The sequence below is a fragment of the Streptomyces sp. NPDC015346 genome (assembly GCF_043078785.1).
GTDB lineage: Bacteria > Actinomycetota > Actinomycetes > Streptomycetales > Streptomycetaceae > Streptomyces.
This window is the reverse complement of sequence record NZ_JBIBTW010000003.1, coordinates 601,683-625,743: the sequence shown is the minus strand read 5'-3', so window position 1 is coordinate 625,743 and position 24,061 is coordinate 601,683. Positions and strand designations below refer to the sequence as shown.

The following is a 24,061-nucleotide window of genomic DNA, read 5'->3' as shown; positions in this document are numbered from 1 at the left end:
CGCCGAGGGGCCGGTCAAGTACCGCGAAGCCACGGCATGGCTCCGATATGGCTCCGGACCTCGGATACCGAACGGGATGTTGACAAAGCAAGCGCTCAGCTGCGTGCATGGTCCAACCCGCATACACGGTCCCTCTGTTGGGAGGCACGTTGCACCTCCGCACCCGCCTGAAACAGCTGGCGCTCGCCGGCGCCGCGCTCGCGACCGTCACCGCCTCGCTGCCCGCCGCGGCGGTGGCCGACTCCGGTGAGCGGCACGACCGCCCGTCGGAACGGGGCCTGTCGGCCGTCATCCGCTACACCGAGTACGGCATCCCGCACATCGTCGCCAAGGACTACGCGAACCTCGGCTTCGGCACCGGCTGGGCCCAGGCCGCCGACCAGATATGCACGCTCGCCGACGGCTTCGTGACCGTGAACGGCGAACGCTCCCGCTGGTTCGGCCCCGACGGGACGCCGGACGGTTCGCTCTCCTCGGCGACGAGGAATCTCTCCAGCGATCTGTACTTCCGCGGCGTACGGGAGGCTGGCACGGTCGAGGGCCTCCTCGCCCAGCCCGCCCCAGCCGGCCCCAGCACCCGGCTCAAGGAGCTGATGCGGGGCTGGGCGGCCGGCTACAACGCGTGGCTGAAGCAGAACCGCGTCACGGACCCCGCCTGCGCGGGCGCGCCCTGGGTGCGGCCGGTGACCCAACTCGACGTGGCGCGCCGCGGGTTCGCGGTCTCCGTGCTCGGCGGGCAGGGCCGCGGGATCGACGGCATCACGGCCGCGCGGCCGCCCGCCTCCCCGGCGTCGGCGAGCACCGCCACGTCCCCGGACCCCGCCCGTACGGCCGAGGCGGCCCGCGAGCTGTTCGCCGCGTCGGGCGCCGACATGGGCTCCAACGCCGTGGCGTTCCACGGCAGTACGACGGCGAACGGACGCGGACTGCTGCTCGGCAATCCGCACTATCCGTGGCAGGGCGGCCGCCGGTTCTGGCAGTCGCAGCAGACCATCCCCGGCGAGCTCAACGTCTCCGGGGCCTCGCTGCTCGGCACGACCGTGGTCAACATCGGCTTCAACGACAAGGTGGCGTGGAGCCACACCGTCGCGACCGGCGTCACCCTCAATCTGCACCAGCTCACCCTGGACCCGGCCGACCCGACCGCCTATCTGGTCGACGGGAAGCCCGAGCGGATGACCCGGCGCACGGTGACCGTGCCGGTGAAGGACGGCCCGCCCGTCACCCGTACGCAGTGGTGGACGCGGTACGGCCCGGTCGTCACCGGGCTCGGGGCGCAGCTGCCGCTGCCGTGGACGGCCACGACGGCGTACGCGCTCAACGACCCGAACGCCGCCAACATGCGCGGCTCCGACACCGCGCTCGGCTTCGCCAAGTCCCGCTCGACGGCGGACATCCTCGACACCCTTCGCCGCGTCCAGGGGCTGCCCTGGGTGAACACCATCGCCGCCGACGCGGCCGGGAACTCCCTCTTCACCCAGTCGCAGGTGCTCCCCCGGATCACCGACGACCTCGCCCGGCGCTGCTCCACCCCGCTGGGCCGGGCGACGTACCCCGCCTCTGGCGTGGCGGTCCTGGACGGCTCGCGGACCGACTGCGCGCTCGGCTCGGACCCGGACGCGATCCAGCCCGGTGTCTTCGGACCGTCGAAGATGCCGGTGCTGCGCAACGCTCCGTACGTCGGGAACTCCAACGACAGCGCGTGGCTGTCCAACGCGGACCGGCCGCTGACCGGTTACGAGCGGGTCTTCGGCACGATCGCCACCCCGCGCTCGCTCCGTACCCGCGGCGGGATCGAGGACATGGCGGCGATGGCCGCCGAGGGCGGTCTGACCGTGGCGGACCTCCAGAAGCAGCAGTTCGCCAACCGGGCCCCGGCCGGTGATCTGGCCGCCGCCGACGCGGCGAAGGCGTGCGCGACCGTGCTGCCCGGCGACCCGGAGGCCTGCCGGGTGATCGGGGCCTGGGACCGTACGGTGAACACGGACAGCAGGGGCGCGCTGCTCTTCGACCGCTTCTGGCGCGCGTTCACGCGTACGGTGCCCAGCGGCGAGCAGTGGAAGGTGCCGTTCTCGGCCACCGACCCGGTCCGGACGCCGCACACGCTGAACACCGCATCGCCCGCCTTCACCAAGGCGCTCGGGGACGCGGTCGCGGAGCTGCGGGCGGCCGGCATCCCGCTGGACGCGCCGCTGGGCGCGCACCAGTTCGTGGTACGGAACGGCAAGCGCATCCCGGTGAGCGGCGGCACGGAGTCGCTGGGGATCTGGAACAAGACCGAGCCGGTGTGGAACGCGGCCGGCGGCGGCTACACGGAGGTGGCGCACGGTACGAGCCATGTCCAGGCGGTCGGCTGGGACGGGTCCCGCTGCCCGGTGGCCCGCACCCTCCTGACGTACTCCCAGTCCTCCGATCCGAACTCGGCGCACTTCAGCGACCAGACGGAGCTGTACGCGCGGGAGCGTTGGGTGACCTCGCGGTTCTGCGAGAAGGACATCCTCAGGTCGCCGCAGCTGAGGGTGGTGCGGGTGCGCGACTGATCAGGGGCTGAGCGACAGGAAGACGAAGGCGGCGAAGATCGAGAGGTGGACGCCGCCCTGGAGGAGAGTGGCCCGTCCGGGCACCACGGTCAGCGCGCTCACCACGGCGGTGAGGACGAGCAGCACCATGTGCACGGGTCCCAGGCCGAGGACCAGGGGCCCGGACAGCCAGATCGAGGCGAGCGCGATCGCCGGAATCGTCAGGCCGATGCTGGCGATCGCGGAGCCGTAGGCGAGGTTGAGGCTGGTCTGCATCCGGTCGCGGCGGGCCGCGCGGACGGCGGCGAGCGTCTCGGGCAGCAGCACCATCAGGGCGATGACCACGCCGACGACGGCCGTGGGGAGTCCGGCCGACTGGACGCCGTCCTCGATGGTGGGCGAGACGAGCTTGGCGTTGCCGACGACGGCGACCAGCGCGAGCAGGAGCAGGCCGAGGCCGGCCCAGGTCTCCCGGTCGGTGGGCGGCGGGGCGTGCTCGTCCTCCGACTCCGGTACCCCTCGGTTCTCGCGCGCGACCGGCAGGAAGTAGTCGCGGTGCCGGTAGGTCTGGACGGTGACGAACACCCCGTACAGGCAGAGGGAGGCGACGGCGGCGAAGGCCAGCTGGGCGCCGGAGAACTCGGGTCCCGGCCGGCTCGTCGTGAACGAGGGCAGGACCAGCGTCATCGTCGCCAGCGTGCAGACGGTGGCGAGCGCGCCGCCCGATCCCTCGGCGTTGAAGACGGCGACCCGGTTGCGCAGGGCTCCGACGAGGAGGGAGAGACCGACGATGCCGTTGCAGGTGATCATGACGGCGGCGAAGACCGTGTCACGGGCGTAGGTGGAGGTCTTGTCGCCGCCGCCCGCCATCAGGGTGACGATCAGTCCGACCTCGATGACCGTGACGGCGACGGCGAGGACGAGCGAGCCGAAGGGTTCGCCGACGCGGTGGGCGACGACCTCGGCGTGGTGGACGGCCGCGAGCACGGCGGCGATCAGGCAGAGGGCGATGAGCACGACGGCGAATCCGGGCAGATCGCGCCCCCACGCGAGCCCGAGGGCGACGGCCGCCACGACCGGTCCCCACGTCGTCCACTGCCGGGTCAGCCGCGCCGTACTCGAACTCATGATCAGCATACTGCCACAAAAGCCGCATCCGGCGGCCGGCCGGTTGCTCCGCCCGGCGTCCCGGCACAAGCACCGCCGTCACGAACCCGACGCCGCAGCGGCTGTCTCCGCGCCGGCGTTCTGCCCAGGCCGACCCGCCGTGACGACGTAGTAGTCAAGGATCCCTTGCTCGTAGACACGCAGAAAGTTCCGCGGCCAGGTCCCCGGGGCCCACCACCGGCTGAGCCACAGGTCCCATCCCGGCCAGACATGCGGCCCGATCGACTCGACGCGCACGCTCGTGAACCCGGCCTCTGTCAACGCGTCAGCGAGCGCCTTCACCGGCCGTGCGATGTCCAGGCCGCTGGCGTACGTATCCAGCAGCCGCGCGAGTTCCTCCGGCCGGCCGGGCGCGTCGTCCACGGTGAAGAAGCTGGCGACAGCCACCCGGCCACCCGGTCGCAGCACCCTCCACGTCTCTGCCGCGAAGGCGCCGAGATCCGGGAAGTGCTGAGCGGCCTCCACGCTGATGACAGCGTCGAACTCACCGTCCTCCAACGGCATGCTCTCCGCGGCCCCCTGGACGAACCGCAGCCGTGCCGGCTCCTCCCGAAGCAGGTCGGCATGCGCGCTGCGCGCCCGCCGCAGCTGCTCCGGATGAATGTCCATGCCGGTCACCGTGGTGCGGCGGAACTCCCGCAACGTCACCACGCATCCCATGCCAAGCCCGCAGCCGACTTCCAGCACCTTCGGCCCTCGCGGTAGCCCGGCGGCGTCCAGGACATGACGGTAGAGATCCTCCTGGCTACGGACCCGCTCCACCTCGCTGAGCGGCAGGCCCAGGTCCACTGCCCGCCAGTACCCGAAGTTGATGAATCCCCCGGCGAAGACTCGATGGCCGCTCAGATCGGCCGGACCGTACGTCTCCTGCACCACGGGTCGCATGGCGGGGCGAGCCCGCTGAGCACCGCCTGACACTGTGCCGCACCTCCTCAAAGCGCCCCACCGTACGTCATCACCTGGGGAACGAGGACCGGCGCGGCAGGTCACTGCTGCCGCCTGCGCGCGGTCCGGACGCCGGGACGGCACGCGCCCCCGCAGCGATCCGCCACCCAGGATGGGGCCGATCCTGTGCGAAATTGCCCAGTGGCGGGGTGAACGCCCTAGAGCGGGCGGTCGTGGCCCTCCCAGTACGGTGCGCGCAGCCGTCGCTTGTAGAGCTTGCCGTTGGGGTCGCGGGGCATGGACGCGATGAAGTCGACCGACTTGGGGCGTTTGTAGCCGGCCAGGTGGCGCGCGCAGTGGGCGAGCAGGTCGGCCGCGAGGGCCTCGCCCGGCTCGTGGCCCTCGGCCGGTTCGACGACGGCCTTGACCTCCTCGCCCCAGTCCATGTGCGGGATGCCGAACGCGGCGGCGTCGGCGACGGCGGGGTGGCTGAGGAGGGCGGCCTCGATCTCGGCGGGGTAGATGTTGACCCCGCCCGAGATGATCATGTCGATCTTGCGGTCGCGGAGGAAGAGGTAGCCGTCCTCGTCGAGGAAGCCCAGGTCGCCCACGGTGAAGAAGTCGCCGATACGGCTCGACGCCGTCTTGGCCTCGTCCTTGTGGTAGGCGAAGCCGCCGGTGCTCATCTTCATGTAGACGGTGCCGAGTTCACCCGGTGGAAGCCGCTTTCCCTCGTCGTCGAAGACGGCGAGTTCGCTGATGGGCCAGGCCTTGCCGACTGTTCCCGGCTTCTTCAGCCAGTCCTCGGCGGTGGCGAAGGCGCCGCCGCCCTCGCTCGCCGCGTAGTACTCCTCGACGCAGGTGCCCCACCAGTCGATCATCGCCCGCTTGACGTGGTCGGGGCAGGGGGCTGCACCGTGGATGGCGTGGCGCATCGAGGAGACGTCGTACCGGCTCCGTACCTCCTCCGGGAGGGCGAGGAGGCGGTGGAACTGCGTCGGGACCATGTGGGTGTGGGTGCAGTCGTACGTGTCGATGAGCCGCAGCATCTCCTCGGGCGTCCACTTGTCCATGAGGACGAGCGGGTGCCCGATGTGCAGGGCGGCGGCCGCGAACTGCAGCACGGCCGTGTGGTAGAGCGGTGAGCAGACGAGGTGGACGTTGCCGTCGAAGGGCCGGATGCCGAAGATGCCGAGGAATCCGCCGAGGTACGTCTCCTCGGGGAGCTTGCCGGGCAGCGGACGGCGGATGCCGCGCGGGCGTCCTGTGGTGCCGGAGGTGTAGTTCATGACCCAGCCGAGGGTGCGGTCCTCGGGCGGGGTCCGCGGTCGCCCGTCGAGGAGTTCGGCGTACGGCCGGAAGCCGGGGATCGTCCCGACGGCGTGCCGGCGGGCGGCGGGCAGGGCCGCCTCGTCGGCGGCGGCCGTCGCGGCGGCGGCGAAGCGCTCGTGGGCGATGAGGACCTTGGCGCCGGAGTCGGCGACGATCCAGGCGATCTCGGGCCCGACCAGGTGGTGGTTGACGGGGACGAGGTAGAACCCGGCCTGGGAGGCGGCGAGATGGGCGGTGAGGAACTCGACGCCGTTGGGCAGGACGACGGCGAAGGCGTCCCCTCGCTCAAGGCCGGCCGCGCGCAGCCCGTGGACCAGGCGGTTGGCGTCGGCGTGGAGGCGCCCGGCGGTCCACTCCTCGCCGTCCGGTGCGATCAGGACCGTACGGGCCGGGTCGGCGGTGGCCTGGGCCCAGAAGCCGTTGAGTTCGCTGCGTTCGCTCACGGTGCGCTCCGTCCGGCGATGCGGTTGATGCGGTCGACAGCCCGCTCGAAGCCGCGGGTGAGGTCGTCGAAGACCTGTTGGACGCTGCGTTCGGAGTTCATCCGTCCGACGATCTGTCCGACCGGGGTGCCGAGCAGCGGCTCCACCTCGTACTTCTGGATACGGGAGACGGCCTCGGCGACGAGCAGTCCCTGCAGGGGCATGGGGAGGGTGCCGGGCCCGTCCGGGTCGTCCCAGGCGTCGGTCCACAGGGTGCGGAGCTGGCGGGCGGGTTTGCCGGTCAGGGCGCGGGAGCGGACGGTGTCGCCGGAACCGGCGGCGAGGAGTTTGGCGGTCAGCGCGCGGGAGTGCAGGTCGGCCTCGGTGGTGGTGAGCCAGATCGAGCCGAGCCAGACGCCCTGGGCGCCGAGCGCGAGGCCCGCGGCGATCTGTTCCCCGCTGCCGATGCCGCCCGCGGCGAGGACGGGCAGCGGGGAGACGGCGTCGACGACCTCGGGGGTGAGGACCATGGAGGCGATCTCGCCGGTGTGGCCGCCGGCCTCGTAGCCCTGCGCGACGACGATGTCGATGCCGGCCTCGGCGTGGCGGCGGGCGTGCCGGGCGCTTCCGGCGAGGGCCGCGACGAGGACGTCGTGGTCGTGGGCGCGGGCGACGACGTCGGCGGGCGGGGAGCCGAGCGCGTTGGCGAGGAGCTTGATGGGGTAGTCGAAGGCGATGTCGAGCTGGCCGCGGGCGACCTGCTCCATCCAGCCGGTGATGCGCCAGCCGGAGGCCTCGCCCTCGGCGAGTTCGGGGACACCGTGCTTGGCGAGGGTCGCGCGGACGAACTCGCGGTGCCCCTCGGGGATCATCGCCTCCACATCGGTCTCGCTCACCCCCTCGACCTTCTTCGCCGGCATGACGACGTCGAGGCCGTAGGGCAGCCCGTCGGTGTGGTCCTGCATCCAGTCGAGGTCACGGGCGAGGTCGCCGGGGGCGGTGTAGCGCACCGCGCCGAGAACGCCGAATCCGCCGGCTCTGGTGAGGGCGGCGGCCACCGCGGGGAAGGGCGTGAAGCCGAAGATGGCGTGCTCGATCCCCAGTTTTTGGCTCAGCTCCGTCTTCATGGGCGGCAGGATGCCGCAAGGGACCGGACGAGGGAAGAGATTTTCTGATGCAGCGTCAGATTCTTTGCCCTGCCGCCCGCTTCCTTGACCCGCCCTCACCCCGGTAAGAAAGTTTCAGTCGATACGGGTGTGGCCGAAGGATTCTTTCAGCCGGGTGGGAGAGGGTGGGTATGACGGAGGAGACGGCAGAGGGTTCGACGGGCCGGGGAATGAGCCGCCGCGCGTTCGGCGGCGGGGTTCTCGCCCTGGGAGGTGCGCTGGTGGTCGGCTCGATTCCGGGGGCCGCCGAGGCCTCCGTACCGCGGGGCGGACGGACGACGCTGCGGCACGGCTCCGCCGAGCGTGCCGGGCTGCTGCCCGGGCATCTGGACCGGCTGGTCGCCGACGCCGAGGCGTTCCTCGGGCCCTCCCCCAAGCATCCGTGGTACGCGGGCGCGGTGCTGCTCGCCGGGCGGGGCGGCACGGTGGCGCTGCACCGGCCGATCGGCACGGCCGTACGGTACGCGGGGTACGACGAGAAGACGGACAGCGGGATCGAGCTGCCGGCGGAGCGGCAGATCCCGATGGCCGAGGACACCGTCTTCGATCTGGCGTCCGTCTCGAAGCTGTTCACCTCGATCCTGGCGGTCCAGCAGATCGAGCGGGGCGCTCTGGAGCTGGAGGCGAAGGTCACGGCGTATCTGCCGGAGTTCGGCGGTGGCGGCAAGCAGGACGTCACGGTCCGTCAGCTCCTCACCCACACCTCGGGGTTCCGGGCCTGGATCCCGCTCTACAAGGAGCCGACGCGGGAGGGGAAGCTGCGGCTGCTGTGGAACGAGACCCTGGCCGGGCCCCCCGGCACGAGGTATCTGTACTCCGACCTGAACCTGATCGCACTCCAGCTGATCCTGGAGGAGATCACCGGTCACCCGCTGGACGCACTGCTCCACGACGAGATCACCGCTCCGCTCGGGATGCACCGCACGCGGTTCAATCCCCCGCTCTCGTGGCGGCCGAAGATCGCGGCGACGGAGGACGCCCGGCGTCCGTGGTCGGGCCTCGACCGGGGCATGGTGTGGGGCGAGGTCCACGACGAGAACGCTTACAGCCTCGGCGGCGTCGCCGGGCACGCGGGGGTCTTCTCCTGCGCCTGGGACCTCGCCGTGCTGGCCCGTACCCTCCTCAACGGCGGAGCGTACGGCCGCGCCCGCATCCTCTCCCCCGCGTCCGTCGAGCTGATGTTCACCGACTTCAACACGGCGTTCCCCGGCGACGAGCACGGCCTCGGCTTCGAGCTGTACCAGCACTGGTACATGGGCGCGATGGCCACGCCGCGCACGGCCGGACACACCGGCTTCACCGGCACCAGCCTGGTCCTGGACCCGACCACCGACGCCTTCCTCGTCGTGCTGGGCAACTCCGTCCACCCGGTGCGCACCTGGCGTTCCGGCTCCGCGCCCCGGGTCGCCGCCGCGAACAACCTGGCCCGCGCCGTGCCGGTCCGCCCGGCGCGCGGCCGGACCGCCTGGTTCTCCGGGACGGCGAGCGCCACGACCGCCACCCTCACGCTGCCGCCGCTCGCGGCTTCCACGCGGCTGGAGTGCGCCCTGTGGTGGGACACCGAGCCGGGTTCGGACGCGGCCTTCCTGGAGGCGTCGCGGGACGGCGGTGCGAGCTGGGAGCCGGTGCCGTTCGCCACCGTACGCGGCGACGGGCCGGCGCGACCGCACCCGGCCGGGTCGGTGAGCGGCTGGTCGGGCCGGGTCTGGCACCAGGCGACGGCGGAGCTGCCGACCGGGGAGGGACGGGAACTCCGGGTGCGCTGGCGGTACACGACGGACCAGCGCTACGTCGGGCGCGGGGTGTACGTCGACGGGCTGCGGATCCTCGATCCGGTCGGGCGCCCGGTGTTCGACGAGACGCGCCCCTCGGACGGCGTGCGGATCGAGGCGGTGGGCTGGACCAGGTCGGCCGACTGAGCGGTACACCCGGTCCACTGGCGTGGCGCGGCCGCGAACGGATGATCGATCGAGGTACCGTCCGGCGAGAAGGCCACCGAACCGCTGTCGCTCGCCCGTTCCCGGTGGCCTTCGCGCTCGCGGGGGGCCGCCGCGGTCGGCTCGCTCGCGCACGGCATCACCGTTCCGCGCCGCGCCGCACGACCGTCCTTCGCGTCCGCCGTCCCCTTGAGGTGCCCCCGCATGCTCCCCCTGTCCGAGCGCCGCCCACCGGGCGCGCGCCGCTCCGCCCTGTCCGCGTGGCTCCGCGTGCTCGCCCCGGCCGTGCCGGCCGCGCTCGTCCTCGTGGTCGCGTCGTCGTCGCCCGCGCCCGCCTCGGTCACCCGGGCCCTGGTTCCGGCCCAGGTGTCGATGCCGTTCAAGGCGGGTGAGGACTACCACTGCACGCGGATCCCGGCGCTCGTCACCACCCGCTCCGGAGCCCTGCTCGCCTTCGCCGAGGGCCGCGTACGGGAGGAGAGGGCAGGCTGCCACGACGTCGGCGACAACGACCTCGTGCTGAAGCGGTCCACCGACGGCGGCCGGACCTGGAGTCCGCTGGAGCGCGTGGTCGGGGAGGGCGACCAGCTCGCGCACGGCAACCCGGCGCCGGTCGTGGACGCGGTGACCGGCCGGATCACCCTGCTGTACTCCAGCAGCGACTGGAACCGTGACGCCTCCGCACCGAGTCGCGGCGGCTTTCCCCGTACCGTGCACGCGAAGCACAGCATGGACGGAGGCGTGACCTGGTCGCCGGGCGTCGCGCTGCCGCAGCTCAAACCCACCGGCTGGGGGTGGGTGTCCACCGGCCCCGGCCACGGCATCCAGCTCAGTCGCGGCAAGCACGAGGGACGACTGATCGTGCCCGGCGACCACACCGCCAAGAGCGACACGGTCGCCGGCGGCCAGCTGTACTACAGCGACGACGGCGGACTCAGCTGGGAGCTGGGCGCCACCTCCGAGGCGGACCAGACCGGTGCGTTCCCCGTCGAGCCGGCGGTCGCCGAGACCGCCGGCGGGGGCGTGTACGTCAACGCCCGCTCCTCCCGGCCCGTCCCGTGCACCACCCAGGAGCACCGGCTGGCGGCCACCAGCGCCGACGGCGGCGCCACCTTCACCGCCCCCTTCGCCCCGGTGCCCAAGCTGGACACCACACCGGTCTCCGGCTCTCTGCTGCGGCTGCACGCGCGGGACCTCGACGGCAAGCCCGACCGGCTGCTGTTCTCGGGGCCCGCCCGGCTGGGGCCCAACCCGCTGGAGGACCGGCGCGAGCTGGCCATCCGCTCCTCCACCGACGAGGGGAAGAGCTGGCAGACCGCCGGCACCCTCGTCTCTTCCGCCCGCACCGGCTACTCGGACCTGACCCTGCTGCCCGACGGGTCGGTCGGTGTCCTGTACGAGACCGGCGGGAACATCCCGCACGGCAGCGTCGTCTTCACCTCCTTCTCCGAGACCGCCATGGACGCGGCGAGGACCGAGCTGCGCCGCCCCCGCACCACCGACACCTCCGCGCCGCCGCCCGGTGAGTACGGCAACCACGCCGTCGTCCACGGCGGGGCGCGGCTCGGCACGCGCGGCTCCGGCAAGGCCATGGACTTCGACGGCCGGGACGACTACCTGCGGCTGCTCGGCTGCTCGGACTCCCTGCGGGTGCGCGCCGGGGACTTCACCGTCACGGCCTGGTTCCGACACTCCGCCACCACCGGTGTACGGCCCCTCGTGTGGGCCTACGGCGCGCCGGGCACGGACCCCACGATCCGGCACTTCTCGCTGCGGGCCGAACCGGAGCGGGGCGTCCTGCGCGCGACCATCGGCACGGACACCGAGTCGGGCGAGGTGACGGTCCCCTCCTCGTACAACGACGACAAGTGGCACCACGTCGTGTTCAAGCGCACGGGTGATCGGCTCGTTCTCGCGGTCGACGGCGGTACGGAGTCCACCGCGCCCGCGCCCCGTGGCGACATCACCCCGGCCGGCCAGTTCAACGTCCACATCGGTGCCCGGCCGGACTTCCCCGACCAGCCGGTCGGGGTCACGCGACTCTTCCACGGCGGTCTGGACGACCTCCGCGTCTTCGGGCGCGCTCTGTCGGCCGCCGAGGCGGGCCGGGTGAAGAACGGCGCCCTCGACGTGGCGGTCGACCAGGAGCGGGTCCGGCTCGGATTCACCACGATCTGGTAGCGGCCGAGGGCCGCCGAGCCGGCCGGCCCGAAGCGGGCTCGGTTCGGGGTCGGTCAGGCGCCGGGCTCCGCCGCCGTGCGCAGGGCGGTGAGCACGGGGCTGATCAGCGGATGGTCCTCGGCTCCGCGCCGTACCGCCGCGAAGACGCGGCGGGTCGGGGCCACGCCGTCCACCGGGCGGATCAGCACGTCGTCGAGCTCCATCCCGCGCAGCGCCGAGCGCGGCACGAGCGCCACTCCCGCGCCCGCCGACGCGAGCGCGACGACGGCGCGGAAGTCGTCGGAGGAGTGTTCGAGGCGGGGCGCGAAGCCCGCGTACTCGCAGGCCAGGACGGTCACGTCATGACAGGGGTTGCCCGCCGACTGCCCGATCCAGGCGTCCTTGGCCAGGTCGGCGAGTGCGACCCGCTCGTCGTCGGCGAGCCGGTGCCCGAGCGGCAGGACGGCGTCGAAGGGCTCGGCGTACAGCGGTACGCGGGTGAGCCGGGCGTCGTCCTCGCCGGGCGCGCCCCGGTACTCGACCGCCACCGCCACGTCGACCTGCCGGTCCAGGACCATCAGCAGGCTCTCGTCCCCCTCGGCGTCCCGCACCCGTACCCGGATGCCGGGCGCCGTCCGGGCGAGCTGGGTGATGGCGGGGGCGACGACGAGGCCGATGCCGGTGGCGAACGCGGCCACGGTGACCGTGCCGGCCTCGCCCGACCCGTAGGCCGCGAGTTCGGACTCGGCCCGCTCCAGCTGGGCGAGGACGGCGTTGGCGTGGCTGAGCAGGATCTCGCCGGCCGGGGTGAGCCGCGCGCCCCGGGCGCTGCGCTCGACCAGCCGGTGGCCGGTCTCCTGCTCCAGCGCGGCGAGCTGCTGGGAGACCGCCGAGGGGGTGAGGTAGAGCGCGGCGGCAGCGGCCGTGACCGTGCGGTGGTCGGCCACCGCACGGAGGATGTGCAGCCGCCGCGCTTCGATCATGCCCCTAGTCTCGCAGGGCGGCGCGGGCGGCGACGAACGCGTCGACCGCGCGGTTGACGTCCTCGGTGGAGTGCGCCGCCGACAGCTGGACGCGGATGCGCGCCTGGCCCTGCGGAACGACCGGGTACGAGAATCCGATGACGTACACGCCGCGCTCCAGGAGCAGCTCCGCCATCCGCCCGGCCTCGGACGCGTCGCCGATCATGACGGGGGCGATGGCGTGGTCGCCGGGGAGGATGTCGAAGCCCTCGTCGGTCATGCGGGAGCGGAACAGCGCGGTGTTGGCGCGCAGCCGGTCGCGCAGGTCGCCGGCCGACTCCAGAAGGTCGAGGACCTTCAGGGAGGCGGCGGCGATCACCGGGGCGAGGGTGTTGGAGAAGAGGTACGGGCGGGAGCGCTGGCGCAGCAGGGCGACGATCTCGGCGCGGGCGGCGACGTAACCGCCGGAGGCGCCGCCGAGTGCCTTGCCCAGGGTGCCGGTGATGATGTCGACGCGGTCCATCACGCCGTGCAGCTCGGGGGTGCCGCGACCGCCGGGGCCGACGAAGCCGACGGCGTGCGAGTCGTCGACCATCACCATGGCGTCGTGGCGCTCGGCCAGGTCGCAGATCTCGTCGAGCGGGGCGACGTAGCCGTCCATCGAGAAGACGCCGTCGGTGACGATCAGCTTGCGGCGGGCTCCGCCGTCGGCCGCCTCCTTGAGCTGCTGCTCCAGGTCGGCCATGTCGCGGTTGGCGTAACGGAAGCGGCGGGCCTTGGAGAGGCGGATGCCGTCGATGATGGAGGCGTGGTTGAGGGCGTCGGAGATGACGGCGTCCTCGGGGCCGAGGAGCGTCTCGAAGACACCGCCGTTGGCGTCGAAGCAGGAGGAGTAGAGGATCGTGTCCTCCTGGCCGAGGAAGGAGGACAGCCGCGCCTCCAGCTCCTTGTGCACCTCCTGGGTACCGCAGATGAAGCGGACGGAGGCCATGCCGTAGCCCCAGCGGTCGAGCGCCTGGTGGGCGGCGGCGACCACCTCGGGGTGGTCGGCGAGGCCGAGGTAGTTGTTGGCGCAGAAGTTGAGCACCTCGCCGGGCCGCCCGCCGGCGGTGACGGCGACGGTGGCGGACTGGGGGGTGCCGATGACGCGCTCGGGCTTGTGCAGACCGGCGGCACGGATCTCGTCGAGGGTGGTACGGAGGTCGTCGCGTACGGAGTCGAACATCGTGGGTTCCTTAGAGGGGATCTGACGGTCGGACGGATCGATCGCGGATCAGCCCGATCGGACGGATCAGAGGATCAGACGGTCCAGTCGAGGATGATCTTGCCGCCCTTGCCGGACGCGGCGTCGTCGAAGGCGGCCTCGAAGTCGCGGTAGTCGTAGCGGCCGGTGATCACGGGGGCGAGGTCGAGTCCGCCCTCCAGGAGCACGGACATGGCGTACCAGGTCTCGAACATCTCGCGTCCGTAGATCCCCTTGATGGTGATCATCGAGGTGACGATCTTCGCCCAGTCGACGGCGAAGTCCTCGGCGGGCAGGCCGAGCATGGCGATCTTGCCGCCGTGGGTCATGTTGGCGACCATGTCGCGCATCGCGCGCGGGTTGCCGGACATCTCCAGGCCGACGTCGAAGCCCTCCTTGAGGCCGAGGGTGCGCTGGCCGTCGGCGATGGTCTGCTGCGCGACGTTCAGCGCGAGCGAGACGCCGGCCTTGCGGGCCAGGTCCAGGCGCTCCTCGCTGACGTCGGTGATCATGACGTGGCGGGCGCCCGCGTGCTTGGCGACGGCGGCGGCCATGATGCCGATCGGGCCGGCGCCGGTGACCAGCACGTCCTCGCCGACGAGCGGGAAGGAGAGGGCGGTGTGCACGGCGTTGCCGAAGGGGTCGAAGATCGCGGCGACGTCGAGGTCGACGGGGACCCGGTGCACCCAGACGTTGGAGGCGGGCAGGGCGACGTACTCGGCGAAGGCGCCGTCGCGGCCGACGCCGAGGCCGATGGTGGCGCGGCAGAGGTGGCGGCGGCCGGCCAGGCAGTTGCGGCACTTGCCGCAGACCAGGTGGCCCTCGCCGCTGACGAGGTCGCCGACCTTGATCTCGGCGACGTCACGGCCGGTGTCCACGACCTCGCCGACGAATTCGTGGCCGAGGGTCAGCGGTGTGGTGATGGTCCGCTGCGCCCAGCCGTCCCAGGAGCGGATGTGGAGGTCGGTGCCGCAGATGCCGGTCCGCTTGACCTTGATCAGTACGTCCCCGGTGCCGGTCTCGGGCTCCGGTACGTCCGTGAGCCAGAGTCCCGGCTCCGCCTTCTGCTTGACCAGTGCCTTCAATGCCATGGCTCCCGACGTGTGTGTCCTGTGACGTGCGGGGTCCGGGCGCGGTGGTGCGCCCATGATCCCTGAAAGGAATCTTCCGTATGTCGGGCTCGCGGTCCATCGAGGTTTTCTTAAGCGCGGTCGCAGGTCAGCTTCACGCCCGTGGTGGGAGCGCCGCGGGTGTCGCCGGGCGTCAACGTCCGAGCGCCGCCATCGCCGCGTTGTGACCGGGGATGCCGCTCACTCCGCCGCCGCGGACGGCGCCGGCGCCGCACAGCAGGACGTTGGGATGGGAGGTTTCGACGCCCCAGCGGCCGGTGCCCTCTTCCCCGTAGGGGAAGGAGAGGTCGCGGTGGAAGATGTGGCCGCCGGGCAGGCGTAGTTCGCGTTCGAGGTCGAGCGGGGTCTTGGCCTCGATGCAGGGCCTGCCGTCGGCGTCGAGGGCGAGGCAGTCGGTGAGCGGCTCGTCGAGGACGGTGTCGAGGGTGGCGAGGGTCGCCTCGAGGAGTTCGCGGCGGGCGGTGTCGTTGTCGGCGGTGAACAGGCGCGCGGGGGCGTGGAGTCCGAAGAGGGTGAGGGTCTGGTGGCCGCGCTCGGCGAGCTCGGGGCCGAGGATGCTGGGGTCGGTCAGGGAGTGGCAGTAGATCTCGGAGGGCGGTGTGCTGGGCAGCCGTCCGGCGGCGGCCTCGGCGTAGGCGGTGGCGAGCTGCTCGTACCCCTCGGCGATGTGGAAGGTGCCGGCGAAGGCCTCGCGGGGGTCGACCGAGCGGTCGCGGAGCCGGGGCAGCCGGGTGAGCAGCATGTTGACCTTGAGCTGGGCGCCTTCGGCGGGCGGTGGGGGTGTCTCGCCGAGGAGGGCGGCCAGGGCTTGGGGGGAGGCGTTGACGAGGACGTGGGCGGCGGCGACGGTGCTCTCGCCGTCGGCGGTGCGGTAGGTGACCTCGGCGCGGGTGCCGTCGGTCTCGATCCGGGTGGCCTCGTGGCCGGTGCGGATCTCGGCGCCGGCGGTGCGGGCCGCGTCCGCGAGGGCGTCGGTGAGGGCGCCCATGCCGCCGACGGGGACGTCCCAGTCGCCCGTACCGCCGCCGATGACGTGGTAGAGGAAGCAGCGGTTCTGGAGCAGGGTGGGGTCGTGGGCGTCGGCGAAGGTGCCGATGAGGGCGTCGGTGAGGACGACGCCGCGGACGAGGTCGTCGGCGAAGGTCTCCTCGACGGCGACGCCGATGGGCTCCTCGAAGAGCATCCGCCAGGCGGTCTCGTCGTCGACGCGGGCGCGTAGTTCGTCGCGGGTGGGGAGCGGCTCGGTGAGGGTGGGGAAGACCCGCTGGGCCACCTGGGCGGTGCGGCCGTAGAACGCCTGCCAGGCCTCGTACTCGCGGTCGGAGCCGGTGAGCGCGGCGAAGGAGGCGCGGGTCCGGTCGGGGCCGCCGCCGACGAGCAGCCCGCGGTCGTCCTTCGGGGTGTACGAGGAGATGGACCGTTTCCGCAACGAGAACCGGAGCCCCAGCTCGCGCACGATCTTCCCGGGCAGGAGGGAGACCAGGTAGGAGTACCGCGAGAGCCGGGCGTCGACCCCCTCGAACGGCCGCGTGGAGACGGCGGCGCCCCCGGTGGCCCCGAGTCGTTCCAGGACGAGGACGCTCCGCCCGGCACGGGCCAGGTAGGCGGCGGCGACGAGTCCGTTGTGTCCACCGCCGACGATGACGGCGTCGTACGAGCGCTGTGCGGTCATGTCTCTTGCTAACACGCGAAGATCGCCCCGGGAACCCCCGACCCACCGAAGGAACCGAGGGGCGGGAGAGCCACCGGCATGGCGGCTGATCTACGGGGCGGTCTGTCGGCCGTTGGTGTGGGGTGGGGGTGGCGTGGGGTGGTGGAGGCGGGACGCTTCGGTGGGGCGGCCGAGTTGTTCGAGGCAGTGGGCCTCGTCCTCGCGGGCGGTCAGGGTGTCGGGGTGGTCGGGGCCGAGGGTGCGGGTGCGGGCCTCGGTGACCTGGTGGTAGGCCGTCAGGGCCTCGTCCCAGCGGGAGAGCCAGCCGAGGCCGACGGCGACCTCGCGGCGGCTGATCAAGGTGTCGGGGTGGTCCGCGCCGAGGACCCGTTCGCGGAGGGCGCACACCGCACGGGCTTCCGCCACGGCCTCCTCCCAGCGGGAGAGGCGGCCGAGGTTGACGCCGACGCCGTGGCGGGCCCGGAGCGTCTCGGGGTGCTCGGGGCCGTGCACCCGGGTGCGGGCCTCGGCCAGGTCGCGGTAGAGGTCCAGGGCCTCGGCGCCCCGGCCGAGCCGGCCCAGACAGATGCCGACCTCGTAGCGGGCGGCGAGGGTGTCGGGGTGGTCGGCGCCGAGGACGGTGGCACGGGCCGCCGCGACCTCGCGGTAGCCGTCGAGCGCCTCCTTCCAGCGCCCCGACTGTCCGAGCGTGTACGCCACTTCGTACCGCGTCACCAGCGTGTCGGGGTGATCCGCCCCGAGGAGCCGGCCGCGCGCCTCCGCCACCTCGCGCGCCATCCGGTACGACTCCTCCAGGCGTCCCAGCCTGCCCAGGTTGAACGCCAGGTTGTGGCGGCAGCGCAGGGTGTCGGGATGGTCCTGGCCCATGGTGCGCTCGCGCGAGGCCAGCACCGCCGCGTACACCTCGTGCGCCTCGAAGTGTCGGCCGAGGCGGCCGAGGACGTACGCCGTCTCCTGCCGCGCGGCCAGGGTGTCGGGGTGGTCGGCGCCGAGCACGCGCTCCCTGGCCTCGGTGACCCGGTGGAACTCGCGCAGCGCGTCGGTCGGCCGGTCGAGCCGTCCGAGCGCGAAGCCCCATTCGTACCGGCTGGTGAGGGTGTCGGGGTGGTCGGGTCCGAGCACCCGCTCCCGGTCCTCGACGACGGAGCGGTGGACGGCCTCGGCCTCGTCCCAGCGGCCGAGCCGGCCGAGGCCGAGCCCCGCCCGGTGCCGGGCGGCGAGCACGGCGGGCAGCTCGGCCCGCGCGTCGGCCCGCGCGTCGGCCCGCACCTCGGACGTCGGGCTGGGCGGAGCGGGGGCTTCCGGGGTGCGTGCCACGCCCGAGCCGGTCGTCCACTCCCCCGTCAGCCCGGCCGCCGGGTCGTACCCCCGCGCGGCGAGTGCGAGGGAACCCCCGGTCGCCTTGTGACCGGTGGTCATCCCGCGCGCCCAGGACGGGAGCCGGGGCGCGGGTTCGGAGACCTCCGGCACGCGGAGCAGGGGCGCGAACACCGGGACCGGCACGGGAACGGAGACCGATACGGAGCGGGCCGAGACGATCCGGCGGCGCAGGTCGGTCGCGTCGGTGGGCCGGCCCTCCGGCGTCTTGGCGAGCAGGTCGAGGACGATCCGGTCCAGATAGTCGGGCAGTTCGGCCCGGCGGGTGCGGAGCGGTTCGGGCGGCGTGTCGCGGTGGCCGACGAGGACGGCCCAGGCGTCGTCGAGGTCGAAGGGCGGGGCGCCGGTGGCGATCTCGTACAGCACGCAGCCCAGCGAGTACAGATCGCTGCGGTGGTCGACCTCTCCCCCGCTGATCTGCTCCGGCGACATGTAGTGCGGGGTGCCCATGGCGATGCCCGTGCCGGTGAGGCGCGAGGTGAAGCCGATGTCGGCGCCGAGGCGCGCTATCCCGAAGTCGCAGATCTTCACCGCGCCGTCGCCGAGCCGCATGATGTTGGCGGGCTTGAGGTCGCGGTGCACGATCCCCTGGCGGTGGGTGTACGCGAGGGCGTCGGCGACCTGTTCGGCGATGTCCACGACGTCCTGCACCGGCAGCGGGTGCTGCTTGTTCTCGTCGAGGAGCTGGCTGAGGTTGTGGCCCTCCAGGAGCTCCATGACGAGGAAGAGCACGCCGTCGGACTCGCCGAAGTCGTGGACGACCGTCACCCCGCGGTGCTGGAGCGAGGCGGCGACGCGCGCCTCGCGCCGGAACCGCTCGCGCAGCACCTTCATGAAGTTCGCGTCCTGCTGCGGTCCCAGCGGCTTGAGGCACTTGACCGCGACCCGGCGGCCGAGCGACTCGTCGGTGGCCCGCCACACCTCGCCCATGCCGCCGCGCCCGATCACGTCGTGCAGCCGGTAGCGGCCCTGGATCAGCCTGGTCTCCGCCATCGCGTGCTGTCGCCCCCGTCGATTCGCTGCGCCCTCCCCGGCCCGTCCAGTATGGCCGCCTGGCTGCGGAGTTTGTACGGGGCGGGGGCGCACGGCGGGGCGCGGCGCGCCATCGTTTTCACGCTGTGACCTGGCGGCGGTCTCGGCGGCTTCGGTGGTGGCGTTCGGGCCGAAGAGTCCGGGGCGGGCGTCCTACGCGGGACGCCCGCCCCGGGGCGGGGTGTCAGCGCCAGATCGTCTGGACCGAGTCGAACTGGACCCAGGTGATCGGGTTGCCGGTGTTGGCGCCGTAGATGCTCACCGAGCCGGCGGTGTTGACCTCGAAGCGGCAGGCGTTGATGCCCTGGCTGTTGTTGCGCGGCGCCGTGGCGCGCGTGTACCAGGTGGGCCGCAGGGTGGCGGGCAGCGTGGCTATCTTGGCGTCGGCGGTGAGGTTGCAGGTGATCGCGCCCCGCGCCTGGAGGAAGGTGGTGCCGGCGATCGTGACGATGCGGACCTGCGGGGTCGCGCCGACCTGGGCGGTGACGCCGGGCTCGAGGATGAGGTCGGCCCACTCGCCGGCCTCGACGCCACCGGTGGCGGCGGCCGCCGGCGCGGCGGTCATCAGGCTGCCGGCGGTGAGGGCGGCGGGCAGGGCGAGAGCGGCACCGAGGATGCTGCGGCGGTTCTGGGACATGGTCGATCGTCTCCTAGACGAGCCGTGGAAGGAAAGGAAAGTAAGGAAAGAAGGGAACGCCTGAGGCGCGGCCGGGGAGGTCAGCGCCAGACGGCGCTGAAGGTGTCCAGCTGGGCCCAGGTGATGGCGTTGGTGGAGCGGCCGCCGTAGAGCCGGAGCTGCCGGTCCGAGTCGGCCTCGACGCGCGCGACGGAGTAGCCGGCGCTGTTGTTCCGGGGCACGTTCGCGCGGGCGACCATGCTCGGCGTGAGCGCGTCGGGCAGCGTGCCGATGACGGCGTCCGCGTCGAAGGTGCCCTTGACGCCGCCGCTGAGCTGGAGCGTCGTGGTGCCGGCGATGCTGATGAGCCGCCCCTTGGGGGCGTTCTGGTCGACGAGGGCACCGGCGGCGAGGCTGATGGGCTGCCAGTCGGTGAGCACCTTGACGCCGTCGATCTCCGGCGCGCCGGAGAGGGACAGGATGGTGCAGGTGCGCGGGCCGGGGTCCTCACAGGCGAAGCCGAAGTGGAGGTGCGGGACACCACCGCGTACGGAGACGGCCATGCCCTCGGGCTCGCGGTACTCCAGACCGGGAGCGGCCAGGACGTGCTGCTGGTCCAGGACGGCGCCGGTGGCCCAGTCGACGGCGGTCAGATAGGTGTTGCCCGGGAACGGGTTGGCCGGGTTGTCGGCGGCGATGGCCTGGCCGGCGAGCATGTACAGCACGCCGCCGAGGGAGGCGTACCCCTGGAAGACGCCGTTCGGGTCCGGCTGGGCGATGCGGGCGATCGGCTCCCACACGCCGGCCGCGGCCTTGGCCAGGTCGTACGACTCGTACTTCATGCCGCTGAGGTTGAAGCGGACCACGAGCCGGTTGGTGGTGGGGTCGATGGTGCAGGTGACACCGGTGGCGCCGACGGCGGGCGTGTACGGCTTCGCGTGCAGCGAGGAGCCGTGGTCGAGGACCGTGTTGCTGCGGAACTCGAAGTGGGTGATGGCCGTTCCGTAGCCCTCGTTCTTGCTGTTGGGCTTGGACGCGGTCTCGGTCCACAGGTAGGAGACGCCGGCCCGGTTCTCGACGCCCATCGAGACGCCGTGTCCGAAACCACGCAGGTACATGAAGCCGGTGATGGCGCCGGTCTGGGAGAGGCGGGTGACGCACAGGTCGCCGTTGGCGACCCGGTCGGCCCCGCTGACCGGTCCGGACTCGCCACTGAGGGTCAGGCCGCCCTGCACGACCTGGAGTACGAAGATCTCGCCGGTGACCGGGTCGATGCCGAACGACTGCATCACCGTGGAGTTCTTCAGCGGGCGCCGGTGGAGCAGCTTGCCCACCGGCCCCGCGAGGTCTATCTGTCCTTCAACGCTGACGCTCAACGCCGCGGCTCCTTGTCGTTCTTCATGCTCGTACTTCGAACTTCGTGCTGGTATTTCTCGTACTTCTCGTACGTCGAGGTCGGACCGGCGACAGTGTGCCAAAGGAACCCACCCGCCGTGACCACGAGGGTGTCCTGATCGCCCGCCGGACTCTAGGGGGTGTCCGGTTCATCGGTCCAGGTGAGGGACTCGACGAGCCAGGCGCCGGTGCCGGAGCACAGTTGGAGGGCCGCGCGGCCCCATCCCGTGAACGGGACGCCGTCGCGGACGCCGTGCCTGAACAGGAGTGAGGCGCGCAGGGCCCGTCCGGCCGTGACCACGGTCGTCCAGGACACCTCGAACACGTCGAAGTCGGCCGGTTCTCCGCCGCCCGGCGACGAGCCGACCCGCTCGACGACGGCGTCGGGGGCGAGGACGGAACGGGCCGCGTCCGGGTTCACCGGCTCTCCGCCGGCGCGCGTGAACGAGGAGAAGAACGTGGCGGCCGCCGCGTCGACGGCGCGCTCGTCGGCCGAGCGTGGCCGGGTCCTGCGCCACTCGGTGGCGAGGACTGCGAACATGGAGTCGTTGCACCAGTCGTTCTTCAGGTACGAGTTCCGCCGCATGACGGCCTCGTGGCGCATCCCGATGCGCCGCATGAGGGCCGCGGAGGCGACGTTCCGCACGTCGCAGACGCCGTACACCCGGTGCCAGCCGAAGCTGTCGAAGGCGATGTCGAGGGCGGCCGTGACCGCCTCGGTGGCGATGCCGGTGGCCCACACGTCCGGGTGGAAGGCGAAACCGACCTCTCCGGTCGCCGGTTCGCGGTCGTCCCGCCGGAGGAGGACCTCGCCGACGACGCGGCCCCGCTCGGTCTCGACGGCGAGGCCCAGCCAGTCCCCCGGGGTGGCGAGCGACTCCCCGCCGATCAGGCGCCGCAGGGTCTGCTCGGTCACCTCCCGGGTGTGCGGCTCGTGCGGCAGGTAGAGGGCGACCTCGGGCAGCGAGCGGTGCGCGTGGACGGCTTCCAGGTCGTCGGTGCGTACGGGTCTCAGGCGCAGCCGCTTCGTCCGTACCGGGTACTCCGGGTGCACGGGGGCGGTGTCCATCGGGGCTGCCGGCGGGTTCACCATCGGTTCTCCGTTCGCTCAGGTGTCCGCACAGTCTGCCCCGACGCGCCCGACCGGCCCCGGCCGGGTCGCCCCGCCGGGATCACCCCCGCCCGACTCACCCCTTGCCGGATCGATGGGCGGCTAGCGCCGAACGCGGGGCATTCCCAGGCCGATCCAGGAGATGATCTCGCGCTGGATCTCGTTGTTGCCGCCGCCGAAGGTGAAGATGACGGCCGAGCGGTAGCCGCGTTCGAGTTCGCCGTGGAGGACCGCCCCGGCGGAGCCTTCCTTCAGTGCGCCGGCCGCGCCGACGACCTCCATGAGCCAGGCGTAGGCGTCGCGGCGCGCCTCGGAGCCGTAGACCTTGACGGCGGAGGCGTCCTGGGGGGTGAGCGTGCCGTCCTGGACGGCGTTGACCATCTGCCAGTTGAGGAGCTTCATCGCGTCGAGCCGGGTGTGGGTGCGGGCCAGGCTCCGGCGCACCCAGCCGAGGTCGATCACCCGGCGGCCGTCGGCGAGCTTGGTGTCGGCGGCCCAGCGCTGGACGTCGTGGAGGGCGCGGATCGCCATCGTGCCGTGGGCGGCGAGGGTCACGCGCTCGTGGTTGAGCTGATTGGTGATCAGCCGCCAGCCCTTGTTCTCCTCGCCGACGCGGTGGGAGGCGGGGACGCGGACGTTGTCGTAGTAGCTGGCGGTGGTGTCGTGCGAGGCGAGGGTGTTGATGAGGGTGCAGGAGTAGCCGGGGTCGCTGGTCGGCACGAGGAGCATGGTGATGCCCTTGTGCGGTGGGGCGTCCGGGTCGGTGCGGACGGCGAGCCAGATCCAGTCGGCGGTGTCGCCGTTGGTCGTCCAGATCTTCTGCCCGTTGACCGTGTAGTGACCGGTGGTCTCGTCGCCCTCCCGGACGGCGCTGGTTTTGAGGGCGGCGAGGTCGGTGCCGGCGTCGGGCTCGCTGTAGCCGATGGCGAAGTCGATCTCCCCGGAGAGGATCTTCGGCAGGAAGAACGCCTTCTGCTCGTCGGTGCCGAACCGCATGATCGTCGGTCCGACGGTGTTGAGGGCCATCAGCGGCAGCGGGACGCCGGCCTGGGCCGCCTCGTCGAAGAAGATGAACTGCTCCATCGGGGTCAGTCCGCGCCCGCCGTACTCGGTGGGCCACCCGACGCCGAGCCAGCCGTCACCGCCGAGCCGGCGCACGGTTTCCCGGTAGAACCGCTTCTGGGCGGCGGGATGGGTGTAGCGGGCGCGGACGTCGTCCGGGACGAGCGCGGCGAAGTACGCGCGCAGCTCCGCGCGCAGGCGGTGCTGCTCGGGCGTGTACTCGAGGTGCATGGGGCCCTCCCGTGGCGGCGTCCTGGGTGGTGTGCGCGCGACGGCGGCCACGGTAGAACGTGTTCCATAAATGGGGAAGGCCCGCGGCGGTACGGGGAGGGCCGGGCGCCATCGGCGGGAACGGCGCCTGTCGGTAGCCGGGCGGTCGCCGCTCGCGACGGCGGGAGCTCGCGTCGGCGGGAGCTCGCGACTGTACGGCTCCGGCCCCTCGGCCCGGCGGGGTCCGGGTCGAGGGGCCGGCGAGCGCTGTTACCGGGTCGTTTCAGGGCAGGAGCTCGTCGAGGGAGGCCCGCCCCTTCTCCGCCATACGGCGCTCCGCCCACGCGAGGTTCTTCGGGTTCACGTCACGCCCGGAGGCCAGGACCAGGTCCTCCGCCGTGTACTCGCCCTCGGACCCGGCGTGCAAGAGGCGATCGGGCGTCGGGCTCTCCCCCGGAGATGTCATATCGGACTCAGCGTTCATGCCGCCTCCTACTGGTTCATTCCGGCACTGGCCATTCTCCTGGCCTCCCCCCACTCCCGCATTCCGGGCCGACGGAGCGGCCGACGGGGCGGGGCGGGAGGGGGCGGGCCGGGAACGGGGAAAACTCCGGCACGCCGTGTCCTCGCCATGGCGTCGGCGGGGCGCGGGTTCGACAATAG

General features: G+C 72.4%; 17 protein-coding genes. 3 read left to right on the top strand and 14 right to left on the bottom strand.

The genetic code is table 11. From position 1 onward, the window contains the following. Positions 1-149 precede the first annotated feature (149 nt). Complete coding sequence (locus ACF06X_RS13615) at positions 150-2,540, top strand: penicillin acylase family protein (protein ID WP_392287700.1); 2,391 nt, start codon at positions 150-152, stop codon at positions 2,538-2,540. Here the strand turns inward: ACF06X_RS13615 and ACF06X_RS13610 are convergent, their stop codons facing one another. The 4 genes from ACF06X_RS13610 to ACF06X_RS13595 all read right to left on the bottom strand — a co-directional run bounded on the left by ACF06X_RS13610 (position 2,541) and on the right by ACF06X_RS13595 (position 7,452). Beyond that, a complete protein-coding gene (locus ACF06X_RS13610; RefSeq protein WP_392287419.1) occupies positions 2,541-3,647 on the bottom strand; it encodes a calcium:proton antiporter in 1,107 nt (368 codons plus the stop codon). A gap of 78 nt (positions 3,648-3,725) precedes the next feature. Next, complete coding sequence (locus tag ACF06X_RS13605; RefSeq protein ID WP_392287418.1) at positions 3,726-4,571, bottom strand: class I SAM-dependent methyltransferase; 846 nt, start codon at positions 4,569-4,571, stop codon at positions 3,726-3,728. 218 nt (positions 4,572-4,789) lie between these two features. Then, entirely contained in the window at positions 4,790-6,346 is a 1,557-nt protein-coding gene (locus ACF06X_RS13600) for an acyl-CoA synthetase (protein WP_392287417.1), read from the bottom strand. After that, the gene (locus ACF06X_RS13595; protein ID WP_392287416.1) at positions 6,343-7,452 is read right to left on the bottom strand and encodes an NAD(P)H-dependent flavin oxidoreductase; all 1,110 of its coding nucleotides are present in this window, start codon (positions 7,450-7,452) and stop codon (positions 6,343-6,345) included. Before ACF06X_RS13595 ends, ACF06X_RS13600 begins: the two co-directional genes overlap by 4 nt. 170 nt (positions 7,453-7,622) lie before the next feature. On the opposite strand from ACF06X_RS13595, the gene ACF06X_RS13590 reads away from it, so the two are divergent. Together ACF06X_RS13590 and ACF06X_RS13585 are read left to right on the top strand one after the other, a co-directional pair. Then, the gene (locus tag ACF06X_RS13590; protein WP_392287415.1) at positions 7,623-9,410 is read left to right on the top strand and encodes a serine hydrolase; all 1,788 of its coding nucleotides are present in this window, start codon (positions 7,623-7,625) and stop codon (positions 9,408-9,410) included. A 222-nt stretch (positions 9,411-9,632) separates the two neighbouring features. Continuing rightward, positions 9,633-11,609: an exo-alpha-sialidase gene (locus tag ACF06X_RS13585; protein WP_392287414.1), complete on the top strand. Its 1,977-nt coding sequence runs from the start codon at positions 9,633-9,635 to the stop codon at positions 11,607-11,609. Between the two features lie 53 nt (positions 11,610-11,662). Here ACF06X_RS13585 and ACF06X_RS13580 read toward each other — a convergent pair whose 3' ends face one another. The 10 genes from ACF06X_RS13580 to ACF06X_RS13535 form a co-directional block, all read right to left on the bottom strand. Next, positions 11,663-12,571, bottom strand: coding sequence for a LysR family transcriptional regulator (locus tag ACF06X_RS13580; protein ID WP_392287413.1), 909 nt, complete (start codon positions 12,569-12,571; stop codon positions 11,663-11,665). A 4-nt stretch (positions 12,572-12,575) separates the two neighbouring features. Next, entirely contained in the window at positions 12,576-13,775 is a 1,200-nt protein-coding gene (locus ACF06X_RS13575) for a glycine C-acetyltransferase (protein WP_392287412.1), read from the bottom strand. Positions 13,776-13,849: 74 nt separating this feature from the next. Beyond that, positions 13,850-14,878 carry an L-threonine 3-dehydrogenase gene (gene tdh, locus ACF06X_RS13570; RefSeq protein ID WP_392287699.1) on the bottom strand — a complete coding sequence of 343 codons (1,029 nt, stop codon included), beginning with the start codon at positions 14,876-14,878 and terminating at the stop codon, positions 13,850-13,852. A gap of 178 nt (positions 14,879-15,056) precedes the next feature. Next, positions 15,057-16,595 (bottom strand): phytoene desaturase family protein, encoded by a 1,539-nt coding sequence (locus ACF06X_RS13565; protein WP_392287411.1) that lies wholly within the window; start codon positions 16,593-16,595, stop codon positions 15,057-15,059. A gap of 90 nt (positions 16,596-16,685) precedes the next feature. Beyond that, complete coding sequence (locus ACF06X_RS13560; protein ID WP_392287410.1) at positions 16,686-18,965, bottom strand: tetratricopeptide repeat protein; 2,280 nt, start codon at positions 18,963-18,965, stop codon at positions 16,686-16,688. Positions 18,966-19,188: 223 nt separating this feature from the next. Then, a complete protein-coding gene (locus ACF06X_RS13555; protein ID WP_392287409.1) occupies positions 19,189-19,641 on the bottom strand; it encodes a hypothetical protein in 453 nt (150 codons plus the stop codon). A gap of 80 nt (positions 19,642-19,721) precedes the next feature. Beyond that, on the bottom strand, positions 19,722-20,996 hold the full coding sequence (locus tag ACF06X_RS13550; RefSeq protein WP_392287408.1) for a hypothetical protein: 1,275 nt from the start codon (positions 20,994-20,996) through the stop codon (positions 19,722-19,724). Between the two features lie 152 nt (positions 20,997-21,148). Then, positions 21,149-22,108 carry a GNAT family N-acetyltransferase gene (locus tag ACF06X_RS13545; protein ID WP_392287407.1) on the bottom strand — a complete coding sequence of 320 codons (960 nt, stop codon included), beginning with the start codon at positions 22,106-22,108 and terminating at the stop codon, positions 21,149-21,151. Positions 22,109-22,228: 120 nt separating this feature from the next. Beyond that, positions 22,229-23,419 (bottom strand): acyl-CoA dehydrogenase family protein, encoded by a 1,191-nt coding sequence (locus ACF06X_RS13540; RefSeq protein WP_392287406.1) that lies wholly within the window; start codon positions 23,417-23,419, stop codon positions 22,229-22,231. 262 nt (positions 23,420-23,681) lie between these two features. After that, complete coding sequence (locus tag ACF06X_RS13535) at positions 23,682-23,882, bottom strand: hypothetical protein (protein WP_158984396.1); 201 nt, start codon at positions 23,880-23,882, stop codon at positions 23,682-23,684. Positions 23,883-24,061 lie beyond the last annotated feature (179 nt).